We start from the raw sequence: 25,074 nt of genomic DNA, 5'->3' as shown, positions 1-25,074 counted from the left end.
GAGTACACACGCCACTCCCCAACCCAACTCCGGGCCGGGACCGGGCGGTTCTCCACCGCTCGCGAACAATGAGAAGAAACGAGTCTACACAGTAATGGCTACCGGTACCGTGAAGTGGTTCAACGATGCGAAGGGCTTCGGCTTCATCACGCAGGACGGCGGCGGGGACGACGTGTTCTGCCACCACACTGCCATCCAGGCCGACGGCTTCCGCACGCTCGCCGAGGGGCAGAAGGTCGAGTTCGACGTGACGCGTGGCCCGAAGGGCCTGCAGGCGGCGAACGTCCGCGCGATCTAACCGCGCATCCGTCGCTCCGTCGACGCGAGAAGCCCGGCCCTTCGGCCGGGCTTCTTCGTTTCCGGGGACGCGATCAGGGCGCGTGAACCGATCCCCGGATCTGCCGCCTCGGCGACGGGGATGCGTTCACGTGCCTTCAGCGCCGCGACTTGCGCCGGGCCGCCGAGCGCCGCGCCTGGGACGAGAGCGCGCGCCGGGACGCGGCGGACTTGCCCTCCCGCTTCAGCGCGCCCCGCGACGCGGCGCTCCGCCGGCGCGAGGGTGCCCGCGCCTTCCGCTTCCGCTGCCCGACCTCGTAGGCCGCCTCGGCCGAGCGGCGGGTCCGCCTCGAGGCCTGGCCCTGCTTCGGCGGCTTCAGCGGGATGCCCGCCCGCCGCGCCTTCGAGAGCCCGATCGCGATGGCCTGCTTGGTGGAGCGCGCGCCGTGCTTGCCGCGGCGCACGTGCTCGATCTCCTCGCGCACGTACTCGCCCGCGGCCGTGCTGGGCTTCTTCCCGTGGCGCAGGGCCGCCTTCGCCCGCCGCTCCGTCCCCTTCTCCGGCATACCCCGTCTCCTTCCGTCCCGACGCGACGGCGGGGACGCGGATGGCGCTCCCCCCGGCGGCTGCCCGGAGCACCCTTGAGCCTGCGGACGGCCGGTCGCGGCGGCAACGGAAGGGGCCGGGCGGACGGGCGGCGCGCCGACCGGGAGCTCGATCGCACCCGCGGGTGGCGACGAGGCGACGCGAGGGGGACCGCGCACCCCTCGCGTCAGGGGTGCCCGCCCGGCGACTCCGCCGGGAACGCGCGCACGCCGTGGGCCATCTCCTCGTCAACGTAGCACCAGGCCCAGTCCGCCCCCGGCTCGAACGAGCGCACCACCGGGTGTTCGGTCTCGTGGAAGTGCCGCGTGGCGTGCCGGTTCGGCGAGCTGTCGCAGCAGCCGACGTGGCCACAGGTGAGGCAGAGCCGGAGCTGGACCCAGCGGTCGCCGGACGCGAGGCACTCCTCGCAGCCCTGCGTGCGCGGCCGCACGGCCGCCCGCCGCCCTTCCGCCGCCTCCAGGTGCTCGCACATGGCTCGCTCCTCTCGCGCCGCGCGCTCCGGGCGCCGCCGCTCCGTTGCCGCGACGGCCGCGCCGGATCAAGGCCCTCGCAGGACGCGTCCGCCCGGGCCCGCCGCTCAGCGCCCGGACACCAGCTCCGGGCTGCCCCCGACCACCCGCTTCGCCGTCTGGCCCGCGCGCAGCGTCCCCCCGGGCGCGACGCCGTTCAGGGCCGCCAGCACCTCGGGCGGCGCGGTCGAGGAGAACTCCCGCGCGAAGTCGGCGAGCGACATGTCGCGCGGCACCTTCACCACGTCGAGCCGGGCCGGCTGCACCGCGCGCGCGGCAGGATCGGTCACCGGCCCGAAGCTCGCGAGCACGCGCTGGAACGTGTCCGCCTCGCCCTGGAGCCGCTCCGCGGGCGCGTACTCCACGATCTGCAGCGTGGTGCCGCCCGCCGGCACGAACGCGACCACCCCGCCCACGTTCCCCTGCTCGGTGGCGGCCTCGAACCAGCGCGCCGCGCCGCCGGGCGGCACGGCGGGCGGCGGCGCCTGCACCGCGCGGATGCCCTCTTGCGAGAAGAACTTCTGGACCGCCTCCTCCGGCGACGACTTCCCGGCGGCGGAGAGCTGCAGCGCGGCGTCCTGCCGAGGGCTGACCGCGACGAGCGCCGCGGCCGTGTTCTGCGCCTTCCACCCCTGCGGCAGCGTGAGCTGGAAGCCGAGCTGCGGGTGCACGAAGGTGCTGCCCTTCAGGTAGCCCTGCCGCGGATCCTCGCCGAACACCACGTCGTCCACCTTCGCCAGGTACTGCTCGCGGTCCACCTCCATCCGGTCCGGAGCCTCGACCTTCGCCGCGCGCCTCGCCGCGGTCTCGGCGCGGTCGCCCGGGTCCGGGTGGGTGGAGAGCCAGCCCGGCACCCGGCCGCCGCCCCCGCGCGCGGACACCGCCTCCAGCGTGCGGAACACCGCCGCCATCTGGCGCGGGTCGTACCGCTGCTCGACCATGTAGCGGAAGCCGAGCGCGTCGGCCTGGCGCTCGTCGTCGCGCCCGAACTTGAGGAACAGGAGCTGCATCCCCGCGCCCGCCACCTGGCCGAAGCGGCGGAGGTCCTCGCTCACCACCATGCCGACGCCGAGCCCCACCTGCGCCAGCTGCGCCTTGGAGAGCTGCTCGACCGAGTGGCGCGCCGTGATGTGGCCGATCTCGTGGCCGAGGACCGCGGCCAGCTCCGCCTCCGAGGTGAGGTAGGTGAGCAGGCCGCGGGTCACGAACACCGGCCCGCCCGGCAGCGCGAACGCGTTCACGGCCGGATCGTCCACGACGGTGAAGCTCCAGGGCAGGTCGGGCCGCTCGGATCCCTTCGCGATGCGCATCCCGACCCGCTCGACGTAGGCCTGGAGCTCCGGGTCGTCGTAGCGCCCCATGGTCTGCCGGACCTGCTCGGCGGCCTGCTTCCCGAGCGCGATCTCCTGGTCCCTGGACACCAGCGAGAGCTGCCGCTCGCCGGTGGCCGGGTTGCGGGCGCACGCCGCGGCGAGGACCAGCGCCGCCCACGCGGCCCTCGCGCCGGGGCGTCGCGCCAGGGCGATGGCACGCCGCATGGCGGTTCCCCCTCCGCGAGGCCGCCGTTCGCGCCCCGCGGACTACACGGTAGTCACCGACCCCTGCCGGCGTCCCGACGAGCCGCCGGGCCGCCGGGCGGGCGGCCGCGCAGCGCCTCGGCGACGCGCCGCCGGAGCAGCGCCGGGTCGCCCTTCGGCACGTAGCCGTCGATCCCGAGCCGCTCCGCCGAGGCGCGCAGCGCGTGCTCGTCGTTCGAGGAGTGGAGGAGCACGCGCACGTCGCGCGTCCACTCGCGGCGGCGGAGCACGCCGACCAGCCCCTCCCCCGAGAGCGCCGGCATGTTCACGTCCATGAGCACGAGGTCCGGCGCGTGCTGGATGATGCGCTCGGTCGCGCCGAACGCGGACTGGTGGACCTGCACCTCGTAGCCCTCGGCCTCGAGGAGCTCGCGGGTCAGGAGCAGGTGGGTGGCGTCGTCATCGACGACCAGGATCTTCGGTGCCGCGCTCATGCGGTGTCGCTCCTCGGTGATCCGGCGGGGAGCCGGACGGTGAAGGTGGTGCCCTCGCCCCGCCGGCTCGCGACCGAGACGCTCCCGCCGAGCAGCGTCGCGAGCGAGCGGGTGATGGCGAGGCCCAGGCCGGTGCCCTCGTGCGTGCGCGTGGTGGCGTCCTCGAGCTGGGTGAACGGCACGAACAGCCGCGGCAGGTCGGCGTCGTCGATGCCGCAGCCGGTGTCGGCCACCGTCAGCACCGCGCCGCCCCGGCCGTCCGGGGCGGCGCCGAGCCGGATGCTGCCGGCCGAGGTGAACTTGGCCGCGTTCGCGCCCAGGTTGAGCAGGATGCGCCGGACCTTGGGGCCGTCGGTCTCGAGCACCAGGCCCGGCGTCGCGTCGGCGCGGATCTCGATCGGCCTCGCGCCCGCGAGGAGCCGGACGGTCGCGGCCACCTCGGCGACGAGCGCGCCGAGGTCGGCCGGCGCGATCGTGACCTCCATCCGGCCGGCCTGCAGCCTGGAGAGGTCGAGCAGCTCGTTGACGGTCGCGCGCAGCGCGTCGGCGGAGCGGACCAGGAGCGGCAGGCGGGCCTCGACGTCGCCGAGGCTCCCGCGCGCGCAGGACATCCGCAGGAGCTCCGCCAGGGCCACGATCGCGTTCACCGGCGAGCGCAGCTCGTGCGTGGCGTGGGCGAGGAAGCGCGCCCGGAGGCGGTCCACCTCCTCGAGATCGCGCGCCCGCGCCAGCGCGGCCTCGCGCTCGGCGGCGCTCCGCTCCAGCGCGGCGCCCTGCTCGCGCGCCAGCTCGCGGACCGCGGCGTGGCCCACGTACCTGCCCACCGCGTCCACCGCGAGGACCTCGTCGTAGACCGAGCCCGCGTCGCGCGCCAGCGCCCGCTCGACCGCGGCCGGCAGCGGGGTGTCGTGCGGCAGCACCAGCGGGGCGAGGTCGGCGATCCGCGTCACCGGCTTCTTCGCGTACAGCTCGTGACCGAAGTTGCGGGCGAGCTTCACGAGGAGGCGCCCGCGGGTGAGCAGCCCCGCGGGGCGACCGCCCTCCGGCTCCACCAGCGCCACCGCCTCCAGCGTGGGCTCGGCGAAGAACCGCTCCGCCACGCGCTCCACCCGCTCCTCCGGCGAGACCCGGGCGTCGCCGGTGAGGACGTCGGCGAGGCGCGCCTCGCGAGCGCCGCCGGGGCGCGCGGCCGCGGCGGCGACGGACGTCGGGGGCGGATGGGCGTTGCCGTGCACGTCGGCTCCTCGGCGCGGCGGGATGCCGCGAGCTCGGTAGCATGCTGCGCAGGGGCGGTGACCGGCGCGCGTCACCCGGGTGACGATTCCGGGCACGCCTTCGCCCTGATCGTCCCGGCTGGGCGCAGCGCGAGAAGCTCACGCGCGCGGCACCGGATCGCCACGCGGCGAGGCCTATACCCGGCTCCTCCCACTCCACGCAAAGGACGGTCCTTCGCATGCAATCCTCACCCGGCTCCCCCTCCCACCGCGCGCTCGCCGCGCTCGCCGCGGGCGCGCTCGCGCTCGGCGGCTGCTCGTCGGACGCGTCGTCGAGCCCGCGCCCCGCGCCGCCGCGCAACGTCCTCTTCTTCCTCGGCGACGGCATGGGCATGACGACGCTCACCGCCGCGCGCATCTACTCGGTCGGCGAGGACGGTGCGCTCACCATCGACGGGCTGCCGGAGACCGGCTTCGTCAAGACCTACTCGAACGACGCGCAGGTCACCGACAGCGCGCCGTCCATGGCCGCGTACATGACGGGCGTGAAGACGAACAACGAGGTCATCTCGATGTCCCCCGACACGCGCGCGTTCGACGCCGCCGGGGGCGACTACCTCTCCGGCGCGGACAGCGCGTGCCCGCCCACCGGCAACGGCGCGCCGGTGACCACGCTGCTCGAGCTCGCGAAGGCGGCCGGCCGCGCCACCGGGGTCGTGACCACCACCCGCGTGACCCACGCCACCCCGGCCGCGACCTACGCGCACGTCTGCCACCGCGACGCCGAGAACACCATCGCCGCGCAGCTCGTCCCGGGCGGCGCCGGCTTCAACGCGGCGCTCGGGTCGGGGGTGGACGTGGTGCTGGGCGGCGGCCGCCGGCACTTCCTCCCCGCCGCCCAGGGCGGCGCGCGCACCGACGGCCGCGACCTCGTCGCCGAGCTCAGGGCGGCGGGCTGGGCCTACGCCTCGACCAGGGCCGAGCTGGACGCCGCGACGCCGGCCGGCGGCCGGCTCCTGGGCCTCTTCACGGGGAGCCACATGGCCTACGACCTCGACCGCGATCCGGCCGCGCAGCCCAGCCTCGCCGAGATGACCGGGAAGGCGCTCGACGTGCTCACGCGCAACCCGAGGGGCTTCTTCCTGATGGTCGAGGGCGGGCGCATCGACCACGCGCTCCACGAGACCACCGCGAGGAAGGCGCTGCAGGACACGGTGGCGTTCGACCAGGCCATCGCCGCCGCGCTCGCGCGCATGCAGCAGGTCGATCCCGGGCTGAGGAACACGCTGGTGGTGGTCACCGCCGACCACGACCACACGCTCGTCCTGAACGGCTACGCGCGGCGGACGGGCCCCACCACCGCCGCGGCCCCGGGCGTCCTGGGCCTCGTCCGCAACGTGCTCACCGGCGCGCCCGACCCGGACGTGGGCGGGCTCCCGTACACGGTGATCGGCTTCGGGAACGGCGAGAGCCGCCCGGCCACGCGCACCGCGCTCGACGACGCGACCGTCTCCGCGAGCACCTACCACCAGGAGGCCGCCGTCCCCATGCCCGCCGGCGGCGAGACCCACGGCGGCACCGACGTGTTCATCGGCGCGGCCGGCCTCGGCGCGGAGCGCTTCACCGGGGTCATGGACAACACCGCCGTCTTCACGCTGGTCCGCCAGGCCGCGGGCCTCTAGCCGCCGTCCTCCAGGAGACATCCCCAATGCACGCACGCAACCTCATCGCGGCGCTCGCGCTCGCGCTCGCGCTCGCCGCCGGCGACGCCCTCGCCGCCGGCCCGGCCAAGAACGTCATCTTCTTCCTCGGCGACGGGATGGGCCCCACCACCGTCACCGCGGCCCGCATCTTCGCGCACGGCGAGGCCGGCGCCCTGGCCATCGACGGCCTCGGCCGCACGGCCCGGGTGAAGACCTTCTCCGCGAACGCCCAGACCACCGACAGCGCGCCGTCCATGTCGGCGTACATGACGGGCGTGAAGATGAACAACGAGGTGGTCTCGATGTCGGCGGAGACCTCCGCGGCCGACCTGTCGGTCACCCCGCCGGCCGCGTACGTCTCCGGCGCGAGCTCCACCTGCCCCGAGACGGGGAACGGCACGCCCGTGACCACGCTGCTCGAGCTCGCCAAGGCCGCCGGCAAGGCGGTCGGCGCGGTGACCACCACGCGCGTCACCCACGCGACCCCGGCCGCGACGTTCGCGCACCTCTGCCACCGCGACGGCGAGAACACCATCGCGGAGCAGGTCACCCCGGGGCACCCGCGCTTCAACCCCGCGCTCGGCGCCGGCGTGGACGTGCTGCTCGGCGGCGGCTGGCGGCACTTCGTCCCGAGCACCACCACCGGCAGCAAGCGGACCGACGCGACCGACCTCACCGCGCTGTTCACCGGGGCCGGCTACACGTACGTGACCACCGGCAGCGCGCTCGCCGCCGTGGATCCCGCCGCCACCACCCGCCTGCTCGGGCTGTTCAACCGCGATCACCTGTCCTACGAGCTGGACCGCGTCGCGGCGGCGGCCGACGAGCCCAGCCTCGCCGACATGACCGAGAAGGCGATCCGCGTCCTCCGGAAGGACGGCGACGGCTTCTTCCTGATGGTCGAGGGCGGCCGCATCGACCACGCGCTCCACGGGACGAACGCGCGGCGCGCGCTCGAGGACACCGTGGCGTTCGACGACGCCATCGCGCGGGCGCTCACGCTGGTGGACCCGGCGGACACGCTCGTCGTGGTCACCGCCGACCACGACCACACGCTCGCGTTCAACGGGTACGCGCACCGCGGCAACCCGGTGCTCGGCCTCTCCACCGACCTCAAGCAGACCACGGTGACCGGCGCGCCCGTCCCGGCGCTCGCCGCCGACGGCCGGCCGTACACCACGCTGGTGTTCGGCAACGGCGGCACGCCCCGGACCGCCGACCGCGCCGACCCCAGCCTGGCCGACACCACCGCCCCCGACTACCTGCAGGACGTGGGCGTCCAGCTCGGCACCCCCGGCTCCGAGACGCACGGCGGCGGCGACGTGATGCTGTTCGCGAAGGGCGCCGGCAGCGCCGGGTTCAAGGGGACGATCGACAACACGCGCGTGTTCGGGCTGGTGCGCGCGGCGATGGGGCTGTAGGCGATGCGCCGGATCGCCGCCCGCACCCTCGCGATCCTGGTGGCGTCGGCCGCGGCCCTGCCCGCGGCCGGCGTCGCCGCCACCCCGCCCCCGCTCGACCTCGAGGTCCGCCACACCGTGGTCTCGCACGGCGCCGACGGCGTCACCCGCACCACCGCGTTCCGCGAGCGGGTGCACCGGCGGGCCGACCTCGTCTGGATCGAGCGGGTGCTGCCGCACGACGCGCACGCCGCCGCGCCCCACGGCGCCGCAGGCCACGAGGGGCACGCCCACGAGGATCTCGCCACCGCGGCGCGCTGGATCACGCCCGTGGGCCAGGGCATCCGGCTGCGCCTGGTGGTGCCCTACCGGAAGCTGGTGCTGGAGGTCCCGGAGCCCGACCGCGCCGCGGTGGGCTTCGAGGGCGACTGGGAGACGTCCACGCGCTTCATCACGGCGCGGGCGCTCGCGGCCATGACCCCGTCCGCGCGGCCCGCCCCCAGGGGCGCGCGCTGGTACGAGCGGCGCACCGGCGGGGGGACGACCCACGTCCTGTGGGACGTCGTGGGGGAGTATCCGCGGCGGGTGGAGAGCCGCAGCGCGGGCGGGGCGATCGTGAGGACGTCGGTCGCCGAGCGCGTCCGCGCCCCCTCGCCCCCGCCGTGGACGGCGGTCACCGGGTGGGCAGCGAAGGAGTACACCGACGTGCTCGACTGACGCGGCGCGCCGGCCGCCCGGCCGTGGACGGCCGGCGCGTCACGCCTCGAGCGGCACCGACACGACGACCATCGGGATCCCCTCGCGCTGCAGCCGCGCCTGCAGCCGCACGGCGAAGTCCTCGCGCAGCAGCGGATCCACCGCCGCGCCGTCGGGCTCCGAGCGGAACCCGACCACCACGCTCGGCGCAGGCCGCTCCCGCATGAGCTCGGCCACCAGCGCGGCGGTGGTCTCGAGCAGATCGGCGCCGCGGCGCAGGGCGACCGCGACCGGCACCCCGGCGCGCCGCACCTCCTCGGCGACGGCCTCGAGCTCGCGCCGCCGCTCGCGCTCGCGCTCGCGGAGCCGCTCCTCGCCCTGCACCGCGTCCGCGTCCACCAGCGACGCGCCGGCCAGGATCACCCCGCCCAGGCCGGCCGAGAGCCGTCCCAGCCACGCCAGCGCCACCCGCGCGAGCGCGGTGCGCTCGCCCAGCACCAGCACGGCGATGGGCGCCTCCCGGGCGATGAGCGCGCCCGGGCTCAGCGCGGCCGACGGCCGCGGCGCCGGGGGCAGCGCCGGCGCCGCCCGGGCGGCGGCCGTCTCCGCCGCTCGCGCCACCGCGTCGTAGCGGCGCCGGATGGCGAGCGCGAGCGCGGCGCCCGCCGCGACGAGCAGCAGCGTCACCGCGGCGCCGGCGCGCCAGCTCGCGGCGGTGCCGGCCAGGATCACCGCGCAGAGCGCGAGCGCCACCCCGTGCAGCGCGCCGTCCGCCCGCCACGGGGCGCGCAGCAGCCGGCGGCGGAGCGCGTGGCGGAGCATGGCCCACTGGCTGATGCCGAACGTGACGAACACGCTCGTCACGAACACCGCCAGGAGCGGCTCGAGCTCGGCGCGCGTGAGCGCCGTCGCGGACGTCGCGACGATCGCCACCAGCAGCACCCCCGGCGCGGGCACCAGCCGGCCGTTCAGCCGCGAGAGGCGCCGCGGGAGGTAGCGGTCGGTGGCGAGCGCGCCCAGGATCCGCGGCCCGTCCACGAACCCGGTCTGCGCCGCCAGGAGCAGGAGCGCGGCCTCGGCGAGCAGCGGGATCGCGACCGCCAGCCGGCCGGCGGCCCCGCCGCCCAGGCCCGCCGCGACCCGCTCGAACAGCGCCGCGTTCATGGGCGTGCCGGGCGCCGGCCGGACGTCGAAGGCCAGGTAGCCGGCCAGGATCACGGCGATGAGCAGCGCCGGCACGCCGGCGAGGAGCAGCATGGTCCGCCGCGCGGTGCGGACCTTGGGCTCGCGCAGGATGGGGACGCCGTTCGAGATCGACTCGAGCCCGGTGTAGATGGCCCCGCCGAGCGCGTAGGCCCGCACCACGGTCCCGAGCGCGCCGGCCGCGCCGCGCTCGCCGGCGAGCCGCGAGAGCTCGCCCGGCACCGCCGCGACGGCCTCCGGGATCGCGCCCGCCCGCTGGACGAGCGCCGCCCCGAGCACCAGCACGTGCGAGCCGACGAACGCGAGCAGGATGGGGGCGAGGAGCGCCACCGACTCCTTCACCCCGCGAAGGTTCGCGACCGCGAGCAGCGCCACGAGCGCGAGCGAGGCCGGCAGCCGCGCCGCCGCCCAGCCCGCCGGGAGCACCGCCGCGGCGGCCTCGACGCAGGCGACGACGGACACCGCGACGTTGAGCCCGGCGTCGAGCACCAGCGCCACGCCCGACACGAGGGCCGCCCGCTCGCCCGCGGCGTGCCGCGCGGCCGTGTAGCCGCCCCCGCCGTGCGGGAAGTGCACGACCATCCGCGTGTAGGCGAGCGCGAGGATCCCCAGGGTCGCCAGCGTGGCCAGGCCCGCGACCACCAGCACGCCCCGGTGCCCGCCGCTGGCGCGGCCGAGCACGTCGGGCCCGTACACGCAGGAGCCGAGGAGGTCGCCCCCCATCGCGATCCAGGCGGCGAGGACGCCGACCGTGACGCGGTCGAGCACCCGAGGATCCGACAGGTCGCGATCGGTGCCGAGGACGGCGTGCCGGAGCCGGCGCACCTCTCGACGTTGCGCACGGCGCCCGCGCCCGAGCGCGCCGCGCCGCCGGGCGCCTCAGCGCGCCTTCTTGGGCCGCGCGGCGGACGGGCGCGCCGCCCTCGACCGGCCGGCCGCCGCGCCGGGGCGCCGCGTCGTCGCGACCGCGTGCAGGAACGACTCCACGTCCACGAGGTCGCGCGCCCCGAGCGGCCGGAGGCGCTCGAGCAGCCCCTCGGAGAACGTCCGCAGCGCCGCGTAGGCGCTCCACGCCGGCGCCGCGTCGAGGCGCAGGTCGAAGCCGAGCCGGTCCGCGGCGGCCGAGGCGATCCGCGGCGACAGGAACACCTGCTTCGCCGGGGAAGCGGCGAACGGGAACGCGGTCGCGAGCTGCCACGCCACGGCGCCGTCGCCCAGCGCGCCGGCCGCGGCGAACAGGCGCTCGAACCGCGCGCGCGCCGGTGAGGGCACCGCGAGCACCGCGAGCAGCGCCTCGAAGAACGGGAGCGCGGTCGCCTCGTCGGCGAGCGCCGCCTCGGCCTCCTCGAGGTCCACGGTGCCGGGGGCGGCGGCGGCCTTCCGGAGCACGCGCAGGGCGCGCTCGACCAGGGCGCGGTGGTCGGCGTCCGCCAGCAGCGCCGCGGCCGCGCCGCCTCCGAACGCGGCCTCCATCTCCGCGCCGGCGGCGCGCCAGGCGCCGGCGCGGCCGCCCGGCGCGAGGTACGCCTCGCCGGAGAAGCCCCCGGGCCACGCGGCCGTGAACTGCGCGACCGCCTGCTCGTGCGTGATCCAGGTGGCCGCGAGCGCGTACCGCCGCGTGTCGGCGTCGAGCGCGAACGTCGTGAGCCCCTCGAGCCAGGGATCGTGCCCCGCCGCCTCGAGGCTGAGCAGGCGCCGCGCGTCGGGCAGCCGGAGCTTCGCGGCGAAGCGGGACTCCCCCCCGGGGAAGAACACGTGCACCGCCGTCGGCTCGAGCGCCACCACGCGCCCGAGGCCCAGCGTCGCATGCCGCACCAGCGTCCCCGCCGACAGATCGTCCATGGTCGCTCCTCTTCGCGAGGGCGACCGTTCGACGCGAACGGAGGTCGGCGCGATGTTGCTGCCAGGCAGTTGTACGCTGCCGCCGGGGTCCGCGGCCAGCCCCTCCCCCCTCGGCGCCGCGCCGCTGCGCGCCAGCCAGGCGTGCGGGCGGGCGCGCGCGGACGGGTCAGCGCGCGCCGGCGAGCAGGTCGCGCGCCTCGTCCACCACGCCGTCCACCCACTCGATCACGGCCCGCACCCGCGGGACGCGGCGCAGGTCGCCGTGCACGAGGAGCCACAGGTCGTACGAGGGCGGCTCCGGGCCGTCGAGCCGGACGAGCGCCGGGTCGCCGTCGGCGACGAAGCACGGCAGCACCGCCGCGCCGAGCCCGGTGCGCGCGGCCGCGGCGAGCGCCAGGCTGGTGTTGCAGCGGAACGGGACGAGGCGGGCCGGCGCGAGGTCGTCCATCCACCGCTCCTGCGGCGAGGTCGCGCCCTCGTACGCGAGCACAGGGTCGCGCGCCAGGTCCATCCGGCCGCGCCGCTCCTCGGCGAACGCGGGGGAGCCGTAGAAGCCGTACGCGACCGACGCGACCTTCCGCGCGACCAGGCCGGCGTCGCTGGGGCGGCCGAGCCGGAGCGCCAGGTCCGCCTCGCGCCGGGTGAGGTCGTAGTTCCGGAAGTCCGCCGACACGTCCAGGAGCAGCCGGGGATGGCGCGCGCGGAGCGACGGCACCGCCGGGGCGAGCAGGTGGCTGGCGACCGGCACCGAGGTGGTGAGCCGCACGGTGCCGGCCGGCGTCCGGTCGCGCGCGTCGGCGTGCCGCGCGATGGCGAGGACGTCCTCCTCCACGCGCGAGGCGAGCGCCGCCAGCTCCTCGCCCGCAGCGGTGCAGGCCCAGCCCTGCGGCCCGCGCTCGAAGAGCGGCAGGCCGAGCTCGTCCTCCAGCGCGGCCACGCGGCGGCCGACGGTGTTGCGGTCCACCCCGAGCCGCTTCGCCGCGCGCGCGAGGCTGCCGCTGCGGGACAGCTCGAGGAAGAACAGCAGGTTTCCCCAGTCGAGCGGGCCCGACCGCGCCATCGCGGCGCGCACCGGGTCCACCGCGCGCGGGTTCCTCGCCATCGCACCCTCCCCGCCCCTCGTCCCGGCCGGGCGGCGCGGACGCCGGAGCGGCCGCGCGGCGGAGGCATAGCACGGCGCGGGCCCGGACGGCTCGGTCAGGCCGCCCGCCGCCCGGGCTCCCGCGCGGGTTCACGCGGGCGGATCGCGGCGTAGGCGGCGAACGCGAGCGCGCCCACCGCGAGGCCGCCGGCCATCCCCAGCGAGAGCGTCCGCGCCGAGCCCCACAGCAGCGGCGCGAGCGCCGCCGCCACCAGGGCGTTGCCCGCGGTCTGCATGAACGCCTGGCAGGAGGACGCCATCCCGCGCCGCTCCGGGAACAGGTCGAGCGCCATGAGCGTGAGCGAGGGCATCGCCAGCGAGGTGCCGAGCACGTAGCCGACGAGCGGCAGCACGCTCCACGGCAGGGCGGGCGCGTGCAGCGCGTGGAACAGGACGTTCGCGAGGGCGGCGACCGCCATCGCGCCGAACCCCCAGGCCACGGTGCGCTGGTTGGTCATGCGCCCCGCGAGCGCGCCGGACGCCCAGTTGCCGATCATCATGCCGCCGCTGATCGGGCCGAACAGCCAGAGGAAGCCGGTCTCGCCGACGCCGAGGTGGCGGAGCAGGAACACCGGCGCGGCCACGATGTACAGGAACACCGCCGAGAAGCTGCAGGTGACGCCCGCCACCAGCGCGAGGAACGCGCGGTTCGAGAGCACCTCGCGGTAGCCGCGCAGCATGGAGCGGACCTGGAGCGGCCGCCGCTGCGCCGGGGGCAGCGTCTCGGGCAGCGCGCGCCAGCACCAGGCGCACAGGGCCGCCGAGAACAGCGCCAGGAACCCGAACACCGCGCGCCAGCCCAGCCACACGTGCAGCCAGCCGCCCACCACCGGCCCGAGCGCCGGGGCGATCGCGAACACCAGCGCGATGCGGCTCATCAGGCGGCGCGCCTCGGCGCCGTCGAGCAGGTCGCGCACCACCGCGCGGCCGATGACCATGCCCGCCCCGGCGGTCGCGCCCTGCAGCGCCCGGAACGCGACCAGCGCCTCGACGCGCCAGGAGAGCATGCAGCCGACGGAGGCGAGCGCGAACAGCGCCAGCATCACCAGCGTCACCCGGCGCCGGCCCAGCGCGTCGGAGATGGCGCCCTGCCAGAGCGTCATCACCGAGAACGGCACCATGTAGGCCGTGAGCGTCTGCTGCACCAGCACCGCCGGCGCGCCGAACACGCGGCCGATCTCCGGGAACGAGGGGAGGTACGCGTCGGTCGAGAACGGGCCGAGCGCCGACAGCGCGGCGAGCAGGACGGCGAGCCGCCCGTGGGTGCGGGCGGTGGCGGGCACGAGGCGTGGCATGGAGCGGGGCCGAGGTGTAGCCCCTCCGGCCGCGGCGCTCAAGCCGCTTCCCGGCGGCGCCCCGCGCTCGGCCCTCACCCGATGTTGAGCGAGCGCATGCGCCGCCAGAGCGTGCTGCGCGACAGGCCGAGCGCGCGCGCGGCCTCGGCGCGGCTCCAGCGGTGCGCCTGCAGGGCGGCCTCGATGGCGGCGCGCTCGTACGGGTCCACCGCGTCGGCGGCGCGCGCCGGCGCGGGCTCCGACGCGGGCGCCCTCCCGGCGAGCACCTCCGGCGGCAGGTCCTCCGGCTGCACGGTCTGGCCCCGGCACACCGTCACCGCGAACTCGAGCGCGTTCTCGAGCTCGCGCACGTTGCCCGGCCAGGAGTGGGACATGAGCGCGCGCAGCGCGTCGGGCGAGAAGCGCACCGCCCGGCCCGCCCGCGCGCAGACGCGCGAGAGCAGGAGCTGCGCCATCGGCTCGATGTCCTCGCGCCGCTCGCGGAGCGGCGGGATCTCCACCGGGAACACGCGCAGGCGGTAGTACAGGTCCTCGCGGAACGTCCCCTCGGCCACGGCGCGCCGCAGATCGCGGTTCGTGGCCGCGATGATGCGGGCCTCGGCGCGGCGCGGCTGGTTCTCGCCCACCCGCTCGTAGGTGTGCTCCTGGAGGACGCGGAGCAGCTTCACCTGGAGGTGCAGCGGCAGGTCGCCGACCTCGTCCAGGAACAGCGTCCCCTGCGCCGCCGCGGCGAAGCGGCCCGGCCGGTCGCGGGTGGCGCCGGTGAACGCGCCGCGGACGTGGCCGAACAGCTCGCTCTCGAGCAGGTCACCCGGCAGCGCCGCGGCGTTCACCGCCACGAACGGCCCGCTCCGTCGCGGCGAGTGCGCGTGGACGAGCCGCGCCAGGACCTCCTTGCCCGAGCCGCTCTCGCCGGTGACGAGCACCGAGGCCTCGCTGTACTGCAGGCTCTCCACGAGGCGCATCACCCGCCCCATGGCGCGCGAGCGGCTGATGATGCCGGTGGTGGCGAGCGCGGCGGCGGCGTCGCTCGCCTCCTCCTCGGCGGGCCGGAGCACGACGAGGTACCGCGCGTCGCGCGCGCAGACGCCGTGCGGGTCGAGCTGGAGCGGCGCGGCCGTCACCGAGAGCAGGTGCGAGACGCCGTCGCCGGCGTGCAGCAGGGCGCGCCAGCCCTCGCGCTTCTCGCCCGCCAGCAGCGCGTGTCGGATGGGGCCGTCGGCGCCGAACAGCTCGGCGCCGAGCAGCGCCTCCACCGGCGTGCCCACGGTCCGCGCCGCCGCGCCCTCCCCGAGCAGCACGTCCAGGCGCGAGGACACGTGCCGCACGCGGAACTGGTCGTCGAGCGCCATGCACACGCGCCCCAGGGATCCGAAGGCCGCGTTCACAGCGGCGAACGCGATGTCGCTGCCCTGCTCCGGTGCGCTCATGGGGTCGGAGGTTGCCATGCGGCGTCGCACCGAGAAACGCGGTGTTTCGTCGCGCTGAAACGTTCCGTGTCGTCGCGACGCCTCGAGTCGCGTAACCGCCTGGAATCACGAGGCGCGCCACCGGGCACGCGTCCCGCAAAGGGCATGAGCGAGGCCCGTGCGGCCGTCCACTGAACAGGAGATCCCGCGTGCGCAAGCTGATCCGAATCGTCGTGACGGGGGCGGCCCTGGCCGCCCTGGCGCTGCCGCTGGCCGGCCGCGCCGCCGACCCCGATCCGCAGCAGAAGAAGATCGACGAGCTGGCGAAGGAGCTCGAGGCGCTGAAGCAGCAGGTCAAGAAGGACGAGGAGAAGTCGCTCAGCAAGTGGCTGACGGTGAGCGGCGACTACCGCTTCCGGCTCGACTCGCTGAAGGGCGAGGTCCCCGCGTACTACCAGTACATGGGGCCGGCCGCCATGCCGGTGCCGATGCCCGGCTTCGACCCGGAGAACGGGACGCTGATGACGAACCGCTTCGGCCTGAACCTGAAGGCCAAGGCGACGCGGAACGTCACGGTCACGACGCGCCTGCTCATGAACAAGACGAGCGGCATGCAGACCGCCGACGCGACGAACGCCGGCTTCTTCGCCGACCGCATGTCGGTGCTGGACGGCAGCATCGGCCACATCCCGACGGACAACGTCCTCCGCGTGGACCAGGTGTTCGCCACCTGGAGCAACATCTTCGACCAGCCGGTCTGGTTCTCGGTGGGCCGCCGGCCGTCCACGGGCGGATCGCCCACCCACGTGCGGGAGAACGGCGAGCGCCCCGGCAACGCCGGCGTGCCCGGCCTGCTGGTGGACTACGCGTTCGACGGCATGACGCTGGGCTGGGCGCCGGAGATCGACGCGCTCCCCGGCGCGTTCGCGAAGCTCTGCTACGGCCGCGGCTTCGAGGCCGGCTACAGCAACACGAACGACCTGAAGGACACCGACATGCTCGGCGTGGGGGTCGTCCCGGTGGACACCGACCCGCTCCGCATCGACCTGCAGTGGAACCGCGGGTTCAACATCTTCGACGACCCGAACAACGTCGGCGTCGAGCTCGGCTCCATCGACTGGTACGGCGCGGGCGTGCTCAGCACGCTGAAGGGCATCGGCCCCGGCAGCCTGACCACGTTCGCGAGCGGCGGCGTCAGCATCACCCACCCGAACGGCAAGCACATGCTGCTGGGCGGGATGGACTCCGGCGCCGGCCTGCTCACCAGCGGCCCCGACGCCTCGGATCGCACCGGCTGGGGCGCGTACGCCGGCCTCCGCTACGACCTGGCCAGCGGCACCAAGATCGGCGGCGAGTACAACCACGGCTCGAAGTACTGGATCCCGTTCGACCCCGCCGCCGACGACATGTGGACGAGCAAGCTCGGCACCCGCGGCAACGTCTACGAGGCGTACCTGATCCAGGAGCTGCCGCTGCCGGCGATCTCCTCGTTCGTCAGCAAGGCCTTCTTCAAGGTGGGCTGGCAGTACTACGACTTCGACTACACCAGCAGCAACAACTGGATCGGCGCCCCGGTGAAGATCTCGGAGCTGATGGCGAGCCCGATGAACGCGCAGATGCTCGCGCCGCTGAAGTCCGCCCAGGACTTCTACGGCACGTTCGAGGTCCGCTTCTAGCGCACGCCCGCGCGGCGGGGGACGACGCCGTCCCTCGCCGCGTGCGGCCTCTCGTCGCACGTCGAACCGCCCGCACCGCACCTGGCTCACGCCGCAGCAGGCACCAACCCTCCCCGCAGCAGCAGCACCCGTTCCAAGGAGATCGAAATGAAGAAGGCTCTCGCAGTCGTGCTCGCGGTCGTCCAGCTGGCGATGTGCGTGGTGGCGCTGAGCGGCGTCGCCCGGGCCGACGAGACGAAGATGGTGGGCGTCATCACCAAGATCGACCTCGCGGGCAAGGACGCGAAGACCGCGACCGCGACGCTGAAGGACGTCAAGACCGAGGAGCTGGTCGAGATCGTGATCGAGGACGACCTCACGCTCGACAAGCTCAAGGACCACCGCATCGTCGAGGGCGACGAGATCCGGTGCAAGTACGAGGTCAAGGACGGCAAGAAGCTGTCCACCTACTTCCGCAAGACGGCCGGCTGCTGATCGCGGCGCGCCCTGCCCCTCCCACCTCGCCCCCCGACCGAGGAACCACAACCATGAGACGTTCGGCGGCAGTCGCCTCCGCGCTGGTCGCGCTGCTCCAGGCCCCCGGGGCCTTCGCGGCAGAGCACCCGGGCCGGAGCCAGATCGAGAAGGACGGCTACAAGGGCCCGTCCACCTGCGAGGAGTGCCATCCCGGCAAGGCGAAGGAGTTCCTGGGCACGGTCCACTGGAAGCACGCTTCCAAGGTGGACAACGTGGACAACCTGGACCCGAAGCAGGAATACGGGATGAAGAACCGCATCTACACGATGTGCAACGGCAACGACATCGTGAACAACCTGAAGGAGATCCCGAAGAACGCGGACGGCAAGTCCAAGTTCACGGGCTGCAACACCTGCCACCCCGGCAACCACCTGAACGACGTCGGCAGCACCGGGCCCGAGGCGGAGGCGGCGGTGGACTGCCTGGTCTGCCACTCCACCGAGTACGACTTCCGGCAGCGCAAGCCGTACCGGGACGAGCAGGGCCGCGTGGTCATGGGCCAGGACCGCAGCACCAAGGCGGCGCTCGCGATCGGCAAGCCCACCGTGAAGAACTGCATGACCTGCCACGAGACGGCGGGCGGCGGCGTGCTGGTGAAGCGCGGCTTCTCCTTCACGAAGGACACCGACGCGCACGCGGCGAAGGGCATGGTGTGCGTGGACTGCCACCAGGCGAAGGACCACCGCATCCCGACCGGCTTCGACCCGAACAACTGGGCGAACGACGGCCTGCGCCTCTCCTGCGACGGCTGCCACGGCGACAAGCCGCACAAGAGCGCGGACTACAACCGCCACACCGCGAGGATCGCCTGCCAGACCTGCCACATCCCGCGCACCGGCGGCGCCGTGGCGAAGGACTTCACGGTCTGGGAGAAGGGCGGCGACGGCTTCTACGAGCCGACCACGCTGAAGAAGGACGCGAACGAGACCGTCCCGGTGTACGCCTGGTACGACCACACCGTGCGCAACGAGCCGCACTTCATCGGCCCGAAGGGCAGCCGCAAGGACGCGAAGAGCAAGATCTACCCGTTCAAGATCTACATGGGGAAGGCGTTCTACGACGCGAAGACGGGGAAGCTGCTCTCCATGGACTTCGCGCCGCCCATGGCGACCGGCGACACGCGCGCCGGCGTCGAGTCGGCCGCGCGGACGCTCGGGATGAAGGACCCGGCCGCGGTGGCGAAGGCCGCGGTGCCCGGCTGGCAGACCATCTACTTCGGCAGCAACCACCTGGTCACGCGGTCGAAGGCGCTGAACTGCGTGAACTGCCACGGCGTGAACGGCGTGCTGGACTTCCGCGACCTCGGCTACTCCGCCGCGGAGGTGAAGAAGCTCACGAACCCGGAGCTCTACTTCAAGCAGCTCATCGAGAAGCAGAAGGAAGAGTGGTGATCGGCCCTGCGGCGCCGGCCGCGCGGGTCCGGCGCCGCAGGGGCTGACCGTCCCCTCGTCCCGGAGCTCCCCCCTTGCTCCGGGACGAGCGGACGCCTTCTCGGGGCGCGCCGCGATGCGACGCGCCGGCCGGCGAGGGCCGGACGGTAAGCTCGGCGTCCCAACGCCCTTCGGGCAGGAGACGCCATGAGCCCCCCGCGCCGGCACCCGCACGTCGTCAACGTCGCCGAGATCCCCCAGACCGTCACCGAGCAGGGTACGCGCTTCGCGTTCCGCCGCCGCCAGCTGTCCGCCGGCAGCGGCGGCGAGCAGCTCGGCTGCAGCCACATGGAGCTGCCGCCGGGCAAGACCGCCTGGGCGCACCACTTCCACTGCGCGAACGAGGAGGCGATCTTCGTGCTCGCCGGGAGCGGGCTGCTGCGCCTCGGCGACGCGGAGGTGCGGGTCGGCCCGGGCGACTACGTGGCGCTGCCCGCCGGCCCGGGCGCCGCGCACCAGCTCCGCAACGACGGCGCCGCGCCGCTGCAGTACCTCGCGCTGTCCACGATGCTCCCCACCGACATCACCGTGTACCCGGACTCCGGCAAGGTGGGCCTGTTCGCGGGCGCGGCGCCGGGCGGGCCGAAGGAGCGCCGCTACCTGGCCGGCTTCACCGCGCGGCCCGAGGGCGGCGCCTGGCACGACCGCGAGCGCGTGGACTGACGCCCCCGGGGCGGCCGCGGCATCGAGGTCCGAAAACGGCGAGCGCGGCGGTCCGGCCGCCGCCATGATGCCGCGCATGCCCCGCCCCGCCCCGCCGCCGCCTCCCGTCCCCGGCCTGGACGCCGCCGCCTGCTGGCGCGCCCACCTCGCCCGCGACGCGCGCTTCGACGGGCGCTTCTTCACGGCGGTGCTGTCCACCGGCATCTTCTGCCGCCCGATCTGCCCGGCGCGCACGCCGCGCCGGGAGCACTGCGCGTTCTACCCGAGCGCGGCGGCGGCGCAGGCCGCCGGGTTCCGCCCCTGCCTGCGCTGCCGGCCGGAGCTCGCGCCCGGCGTGGCCGGGTGGCGGGGCACCGCGAACACGGTGGCGCGCGCGCTCGCGCTGATCTCCGCCGGCGCGTGGGGCGAGGGCGACGACGTCGAGGCGCTCGCCGAGCGCGTCGGCGTGGGCGGCCGCCAGCTCCGCCGCCTGTTCGCCCGGCACGTGGGCGCGCCGCCGATCCGGATCGCGCAGGCGCAGCGCGTGCTGCTGGCGTGGCGGCTGCTCGCGGACACCGCGCTCCCGCTCGGCGACGTCGCCGCGGCGGCGGGCTTCGGCAGCGTGCGCCGCTTCAACGAGGCGGTGCGGCGGACGTTCCGGCGGCCGCCGGGCGCGCTGCGGCGCGGCGCGGCCGTCCCGCCGCCGGACGGCGCGATCGCGATCGCGCTGCCGCACACCGCCCCGTACGACTGGCCGGCGCTGCTCGAGTTCCTGGCCGCGCGCGCGATCCCGGGCGTCGAGCAGGTGGCGGACGGCGCGTACCGCCGCACGGTGGCGCTCGACGGCGCCGCGGGCACCGTCGAGGTCCGGCCCGATCCCCGGGGCCGGGGCCTGCTGGCGACGTTGCGCCTGCCGCGGGTGGCCGCGATCGCGCCGGCGGTGGAGCGCCTGCGGCGGCTGCTCGACCTCGACGCGGACGCCGCGGCGATCGGCGCGCACCTGTCCGGCGATCCGCTGCTCGCCCCGCTCCTCGCCGCGCGCCCCGGGCTGCGCGTGCCCGGCGCGTGGGAGCCGTTCGAGCTGGTGGTGCGCGCGGTGCTCGGGCAGCAGGTGAGCGTCGCCGCGGCGCGGACGCTGGCGGGCCGGCTCGCGGCGCGCCTCGGGGCCCCGGTGGACTCGGGGGACCCGGCGCTGTCGCGGCTGTTCCCCGGCCCGGAGGCGCTCGCCGGCGCCGACCTGGAGGGGCTCGGCCTGACGCGCGCCCGCGCCGCCACGCTCGCCGCGATCGGCGGCGCGGTGCGCGACGACCCGTCGCTGCTCGCGCCGGGCGGCGAGCTGGAGGACGCGGTGGCGCGTCTCGACGCGCTGCCCGGCATCGGCCGCTGGACCGCGCAGTACGTGGCCATGCGCGCGCTGCACCAGCCGGACGCGTTCCCGGAGGGCGACCTCGGCCTGCTCGCCGCGCTCGGCGGCCTGCGCGGCCGGGGGCGGGCGGCGCCCGGGGAGCTGCTGCGGCGCGCCGAGCGCTGGCGGCCGTGGCGGGCGTACGCGGCGCTGCACCTGTGGATGTCCCTGCGGCCCCGCGCGCCCGCGGCGGCCCGCGCGCGGAGGAAGGAGAGGCGGTCATGACGCTCGAGCACGTGGTGGTGGAGTCCCCCGTCGGCCCGGTGCACCTCGTGTCGGACGGACGCGCGCTCTGCGCGCTCGAGCTGGGGGACGGGCCGCACCTGCGCGCCGCGCTGGCCCGGCGCTTCGGCCCGGACCTCGCGCTGCGCGCGGGGCGCGACCCGCTCGGCCTGGCCGCGCGGGCGCGCGCCTGGTTCGCGGGCGACCTCGGCGCGCTCGACGGGCTCCCGCTCGAGCCGGGCGGCACGCCGTTCCAGCGGCTGGTGTGGGCCGAGCTGCGCCGCATCCCGGCCGGCGAGACGCGCAGCTACGGCGCGCTCGCGGCCGCGCTGGGCCGGCCGGGCGCGGCGCGCGCGGTGGGCCTCGCGAACGGCCGGAACCCGATCGCGATCGCGATCCCCTGCCACCGCGTCATCGGCGCGGACGGGAGCCTCACCGGCTACGCGGGCGGGCTCGAACGGAAGCGGTGGCTGCTCGCGCACGAGCGCGCCGCGCGCGCTCAGGATCCCGGCGCCGTCGGGGGCGAGAACAGGGCCGCGATGGCCCGGGCCACGGTCCGCCAGAGCGCCCGCACGACGTAGAGCAGCGCGGTGAGCAGCACGAGCGCCGCCGCGAGCGCGATCCAGGGGTGGGCCCAGATCGCCCAGGCGAGCGCCGCCACCACGCCGAGCTCCCCGGTGGTCGCGGCCGCGTTCGTCACCGGCTCCGGCGAGGTGTCGATGGTGGCGCGCAGCCCGAGCTTGGTCGCGTGCGTGGCGAGGCCGAGCGCGCCGCCGAGCAGCGCGGCGACGACCGCGAGGCGCGGCTCGCCCCAGGTCGCGAGCACCGCCAGCGCCGCGGCCGCGAACGGCCGGATGGCGGTGTGGATCGCCTCCCACGCGGTCGCGATCCCGGGCACCAGCATCGCGAGCGCCTCGACGAGCGCGAGCGCGCCCGCCGTCCCGAACACCCACGGATCCGTGAGCACGCCGAGCGCGCCGGGCAGCGGGCCGATCCAGCCGAGGTGCCCCGCCAGCCCGACGAACGCGGCCGCCGCGTACGCGCTGATGCCCGACGCGAACGCGAGGCCGAGCGACTGGGCCAGGGCGGTGAGCGGCTCCACGCGGGGAGCCTAACCGAACCGGGCGTGTGCGTCCGGCTGCGCCCGACGACCCACCCGGGAGGCGCACGCCCGCCCTGCCGTCCCTTGCTCGATGGACGTGCCGGGGGCGCCGGCAGGGGCCACCCTGAGAGGCGGGATCGCCACGCGCAGGCCGGGACGTTGCGGTCCGCCGCCGGGGGCTTTACGAGTCGAGCGCACATGGCGGACCACCACGAAACCATCGTCGTCGTGGACGACGACCCGGACCTCCGCGAGACGCTCGGCGAGCTGCTCGAGGAGGAGGGCTACGAGCCGCGCCTGTTCGAGAACGGGCGCGAGGCGCTCGACTACCTCCGGCACGGCGGGGACCCGAGCCTCATCCTGCTCGACCTGATGATGCCGGAGATGAACGGCTGGCAGTTCCGGGAGGCGCAGCTCCGCGACGACCGGCTCCGCGACATCCCGGTGGTGGTGATGACCGCGAGCCGCGGGCTCGACGGCGCCCCGCTCACCGCCCGCGAGATCCTCTACAAGCCGATCGGCCTCGGCGAGCTCATCGACGCGGTGGAGCGCAACGCGCGGTGAACCGCGCGCGCGGGCCGGCGCGTGGTAGAACCGCGCGCCATGCCCGAGGCCGGCCTCGCCCAGCTCGTCCCGCTCACCGCCGTCGCCCTGCTCGCCGGCGTGGTGGACGCCATCGCCGGCGGCGGCGGGCTGCTCACGCTGCCGGCGCTGCTCTGGACCGGGCTCCCGCCGCACCTCGCGCTCGGCACGAACAAGGGCCAGTCGGTGTTCGGCTCGTTCGCGGCGCTGGTGCGCTTCTCGCGCGCCGGGATGGTGGACGGGCGCCGCGCGCGGCTCACGTTCCCGCTGGGCCTGGCCGGCTCGCTCGCCGGCGCCGGCCTGGTGCTGCTCGTGCCCCCGGCGACGCTGCGGCCGGTGGTGCTGGCGCTGCTCGCGTTCGCCGCGCTGTTCGTGGGCCTGCGCCGCGGGCCGCCCGCCCGCCCGGACGGCGGGCCGCGCCCGGCGGCGCCGGTCGTCGCCGGCGCCATCGCGCTCGCCATCGGCGCCTACGACGGCTTCTTCGGCCCGGGCACCGGCACGTTCCTCATCGTCGCGTTCGTGGCGCTGCTCGGCGACGGGCTGGCGCACGCCTCGGCGGGCGCGAAGGTGGTGAACTTCGCCTCCAACCTGGCGGCGGTGACGTTGTTCTCGATCAAGGGCGTGGTGGTCTGGCGCATCGCGGTGCCCATGGCCGTCGCCCAGCTGGCCGGCGGGTGGATCGGCGCGCACCTCGCGGTCCGGCGCGGCGACGCGCTGGTCCGGCGCACGGCGGTCCTGGTGACGCTCGCCCTGGCCGTCAAGCTGGCCTGGGACATGCGCTCCTGACGCGCCGCGCCCAGGACGGCGCCCGTGACGGCGGGGGCCCGGCCCGGGTGCAAAGGCGCGCGCCCCGCTGGTACACTGGCGCGCCGCACCGACCCTGCTCGAGAGGAGCGCCCTGTCGATGAGCCGCATCGTCTCCGCCGAGGAGGCCGTCTCGGTCGTCAAGTCCGGCCACCGGGTGTTCGTGCACAGCGTCGCCGCGGCCCCGCGCCGCCTCATCGAGGCGCTCACCGCGCGCGCGCCCGAGCTGAGCGTGGTCGAGATCGTCTCGATCCACACCGAGGGCGACGCGCCGTACGCCGCGCCCGAGATGGCCCGGCACTTCCGCGTGAACGCGCTGTTCGTCGGGCCGAACGTCCGCAAGGCCATCGAGGAGGGGCGCGGCGACTACCTGCCGGTGTTCCTGTCCGAGGTGCCGCAGCTCTTCCGCTCCGGGATCCTGCCGCTCGACGTGGCGCTCGTGCACGTCTCGCCGCCGGACCGCCACGGGTTCTGCTCGCTGGGCGTGTCGGTGGACGTGAGCCGCGCCGCGGTGCAGACCGCGCGGACGGTGATCGCGCAGGTGAACCCGCGCATGCCGCGCACGCACGGCGACGGCCTCATCCACGTGGACGCGATCGACTACATGGTGGAGGTGGACGAGCCCATCCACGAGGCGCCGGTGCGGGCGCTCACCGACGTCGAGCGCGCCATCGGCCGGCACTGCGCCGAGCTGGTGGACGACGGCGCCTGCCTGCAGCTCGGCATCGGCGCCATCCCGCAGGCCACCCTCGCGGCGCTGGGCGACCACCACCGCCTGGGCATCCACACCGAGATGATCTCCGACGGCGTGGTGGACCTGGTGGAGAAGGGCGTCATCACCGGCGAGGCGAAGCGCGTCCACCCCGGCAAGATCGTGGCCGGGTTCGCGCACGGCACCCGCCGCCTGTACGACTTCCTGGACGACAACCCGCTCGTCGCGATGCTCGACATCGCCTACGTGAACGACACGGCGGTGATCCGCCGCAACCCCAAGGTCACCGCCATCAACAGCGCCATCGAGGTGGACCTCACCGGCCAGGTGTGCGCCGACTCGGTCGGCGAGCGGCAGGTGTCCGGGGTCGGCGGCCAGATGGACTTCATCCGCGGCGCGGCGCTGTCCGAGGGCGGCAAGCCGATCATCGCGCTGCCCTCCACGAACGCCGCCGGCGAGTCGCGCATCGTCCCGGTGCTGCGCCCGGGCGCGGGCGTGGTCACCACCCGCGCGCACGTCCACTTCGTGGTCACCGAGCACGGCATCGCCGACCTGTTCGGCAAGAACCTGCGCCAGCGCGCCGCCGCGCTCATCGCGGTGGCGCACCCGAAGCACCGCGACGCGCTCACCGCCGACGCCCGCCGCCGCTTCGGGAGCTGGTAGTCCGCGCGGCGCCGG

At 75.7% G+C, this 25,074-nt stretch carries 24 protein-coding genes; 13 read left to right on the top strand and 11 right to left on the bottom strand.

What is annotated here, in order from left to right:
* Positions 1–94: 94 nt before the first annotated feature.
* The gene (locus tag ADEH_RS05060) at positions 95–298 is read left to right on the top strand and encodes a cold-shock protein (RefSeq protein ID WP_011420046.1); all 204 of its coding nucleotides are present in this window, start codon (positions 95–97) and stop codon (positions 296–298) included.
* A 136-nt stretch (positions 299–434) separates the two neighbouring features.
* Here the strand turns inward: ADEH_RS05060 and ADEH_RS05055 are convergent, their stop codons facing one another.
* The 5 genes from ADEH_RS05055 to ADEH_RS05035 form a co-directional block, all read right to left on the bottom strand.
* Entirely contained in the window at positions 435–842 is a 408-nt protein-coding gene (locus ADEH_RS05055) for a hypothetical protein (RefSeq protein ID WP_011420045.1), read from the bottom strand.
* Positions 843–1,048: 206 nt separating this feature from the next.
* Complete coding sequence (locus ADEH_RS05050) at positions 1,049–1,354, bottom strand: ubiquitin carboxyl-terminal hydrolase 14 (protein ID WP_011420044.1); 306 nt, start codon at positions 1,352–1,354, stop codon at positions 1,049–1,051.
* 105 nt (positions 1,355–1,459) lie between these two features.
* Positions 1,460–2,929 (bottom strand): M48 family metalloprotease, encoded by a 1,470-nt coding sequence (locus ADEH_RS05045; protein ID WP_011420043.1) that lies wholly within the window; start codon positions 2,927–2,929, stop codon positions 1,460–1,462.
* Between the two features lie 53 nt (positions 2,930–2,982).
* A complete protein-coding gene (locus tag ADEH_RS05040; protein ID WP_011420042.1) occupies positions 2,983–3,402 on the bottom strand; it encodes a response regulator in 420 nt (139 codons plus the stop codon).
* Complete coding sequence (locus tag ADEH_RS05035; protein ID WP_157061339.1) at positions 3,399–4,637, bottom strand: sensor histidine kinase; 1,239 nt, start codon at positions 4,635–4,637, stop codon at positions 3,399–3,401. Before ADEH_RS05035 ends, ADEH_RS05040 begins: the two co-directional genes overlap by 4 nt.
* Before the next feature lie 218 nt (positions 4,638–4,855).
* On the opposite strand from ADEH_RS05035, the gene ADEH_RS05030 reads away from it, so the two are divergent.
* From ADEH_RS05030 to ADEH_RS05020, 3 genes are read left to right on the top strand one after another with little or no spacing between them, the layout of a single operon-like run.
* Complete coding sequence (locus tag ADEH_RS05030) at positions 4,856–6,298, top strand: alkaline phosphatase (protein WP_011420040.1); 1,443 nt, start codon at positions 4,856–4,858, stop codon at positions 6,296–6,298.
* Between the two features lie 26 nt (positions 6,299–6,324).
* A complete protein-coding gene (locus ADEH_RS05025) occupies positions 6,325–7,740 on the top strand; it encodes an alkaline phosphatase (RefSeq protein ID WP_011420039.1) in 1,416 nt (471 codons plus the stop codon).
* 3 nt (positions 7,741–7,743) lie between these two features.
* Positions 7,744–8,436, top strand: a complete 693-nt coding sequence (locus ADEH_RS05020) for a hypothetical protein (protein ID WP_011420038.1) — start codon at positions 7,744–7,746, stop codon at positions 8,434–8,436.
* Positions 8,437–8,475: 39 nt separating this feature from the next.
* Here the strand turns inward: ADEH_RS05020 and ADEH_RS05015 are convergent, their stop codons facing one another.
* The 5 genes from ADEH_RS05015 to ADEH_RS04995 all read right to left on the bottom strand — a co-directional run bounded on the left by ADEH_RS05015 (position 8,476) and on the right by ADEH_RS04995 (position 15,344).
* Positions 8,476–10,443 carry an APC family permease gene (locus ADEH_RS05015; RefSeq protein ID WP_011420037.1) on the bottom strand — a complete coding sequence of 656 codons (1,968 nt, stop codon included), beginning with the start codon at positions 10,441–10,443 and terminating at the stop codon, positions 8,476–8,478.
* Between the two features lie 54 nt (positions 10,444–10,497).
* Complete coding sequence (locus ADEH_RS05010) at positions 10,498–11,460, bottom strand: hypothetical protein (protein ID WP_011420036.1); 963 nt, start codon at positions 11,458–11,460, stop codon at positions 10,498–10,500.
* Positions 11,461–11,626: 166 nt separating this feature from the next.
* On the bottom strand, positions 11,627–12,562 hold the full coding sequence (locus ADEH_RS05005) for a LysR family transcriptional regulator (protein ID WP_011420035.1): 936 nt from the start codon (positions 12,560–12,562) through the stop codon (positions 11,627–11,629).
* Between the two features lie 95 nt (positions 12,563–12,657).
* Positions 12,658–13,896: a multidrug effflux MFS transporter gene (locus ADEH_RS05000; protein WP_041453328.1), complete on the bottom strand. Its 1,239-nt coding sequence runs from the start codon at positions 13,894–13,896 to the stop codon at positions 12,658–12,660.
* A 74-nt stretch (positions 13,897–13,970) separates the two neighbouring features.
* Positions 13,971–15,344 carry a sigma-54 interaction domain-containing protein gene (locus tag ADEH_RS04995; RefSeq protein ID WP_011420033.1) on the bottom strand — a complete coding sequence of 458 codons (1,374 nt, stop codon included), beginning with the start codon at positions 15,342–15,344 and terminating at the stop codon, positions 13,971–13,973.
* Positions 15,345–15,514: 170 nt separating this feature from the next.
* On the opposite strand from ADEH_RS04995, the gene ADEH_RS04990 reads away from it, so the two are divergent.
* From ADEH_RS04990 to ADEH_RS04965, 6 genes are all read left to right on the top strand, one after another.
* Entirely contained in the window at positions 15,515–16,981 is a 1,467-nt protein-coding gene (locus tag ADEH_RS04990) for a DUF3373 domain-containing protein (protein ID WP_011420032.1), read from the top strand.
* Between the two features lie 147 nt (positions 16,982–17,128).
* On the top strand, positions 17,129–17,455 hold the full coding sequence (locus tag ADEH_RS04985) for a hypothetical protein (protein WP_011420031.1): 327 nt from the start codon (positions 17,129–17,131) through the stop codon (positions 17,453–17,455).
* Positions 17,456–17,508: 53 nt separating this feature from the next.
* Positions 17,509–18,888, top strand: coding sequence for a multiheme c-type cytochrome (locus ADEH_RS04980; protein WP_011420030.1), 1,380 nt, complete (start codon positions 17,509–17,511; stop codon positions 18,886–18,888).
* A 186-nt stretch (positions 18,889–19,074) separates the two neighbouring features.
* Entirely contained in the window at positions 19,075–19,590 is a 516-nt protein-coding gene (locus tag ADEH_RS04975; protein ID WP_011420029.1) for a cupin domain-containing protein, read from the top strand.
* Between the two features lie 64 nt (positions 19,591–19,654).
* A complete protein-coding gene (locus tag ADEH_RS04970; RefSeq protein ID WP_011420028.1) occupies positions 19,655–21,199 on the top strand; it encodes an AlkA N-terminal domain-containing protein in 1,545 nt (514 codons plus the stop codon).
* Positions 21,196–21,777, top strand: a complete 582-nt coding sequence (locus ADEH_RS04965) for a methylated-DNA--[protein]-cysteine S-methyltransferase (RefSeq protein WP_011420027.1) — start codon at positions 21,196–21,198, stop codon at positions 21,775–21,777. The genes ADEH_RS04970 and ADEH_RS04965 overlap by 4 nt, the downstream gene beginning before the upstream one ends.
* On the opposite strand, the gene ADEH_RS04960 is transcribed toward ADEH_RS04965, so the two are convergent.
* Positions 21,696–22,298, bottom strand: a complete 603-nt coding sequence (locus tag ADEH_RS04960; RefSeq protein ID WP_011420026.1) for a DUF4126 domain-containing protein — start codon at positions 22,296–22,298, stop codon at positions 21,696–21,698. The genes ADEH_RS04965 and ADEH_RS04960 overlap by 82 nt on opposite strands.
* 198 nt (positions 22,299–22,496) lie before the next feature.
* On the opposite strand from ADEH_RS04960, the gene ADEH_RS04955 reads away from it, so the two are divergent.
* The 3 genes from ADEH_RS04955 to ADEH_RS04945 all read left to right on the top strand — a co-directional run bounded on the left by ADEH_RS04955 (position 22,497) and on the right by ADEH_RS04945 (position 25,059).
* Complete coding sequence (locus ADEH_RS04955; RefSeq protein ID WP_011420025.1) at positions 22,497–22,862, top strand: response regulator; 366 nt, start codon at positions 22,497–22,499, stop codon at positions 22,860–22,862.
* A gap of 39 nt (positions 22,863–22,901) precedes the next feature.
* Positions 22,902–23,666, top strand: coding sequence for a TSUP family transporter (locus tag ADEH_RS04950; protein ID WP_011420024.1), 765 nt, complete (start codon positions 22,902–22,904; stop codon positions 23,664–23,666).
* A 118-nt stretch (positions 23,667–23,784) separates the two neighbouring features.
* On the top strand, positions 23,785–25,059 hold the full coding sequence (locus tag ADEH_RS04945; protein ID WP_011420023.1) for an acetyl-CoA hydrolase/transferase family protein: 1,275 nt from the start codon (positions 23,785–23,787) through the stop codon (positions 25,057–25,059).
* The last annotated feature ends 15 nt before the right edge of the window (positions 25,060–25,074 follow it).

It is taken from the genome of Anaeromyxobacter dehalogenans 2CP-C, from assembly GCF_000013385.1.
GTDB classification, from domain to species: Bacteria; Myxococcota; Myxococcia; order Myxococcales; family Anaeromyxobacteraceae; genus Anaeromyxobacter; species Anaeromyxobacter dehalogenans_B.
This window is presented reverse-complemented; position numbering and strand designations above follow the sequence as displayed.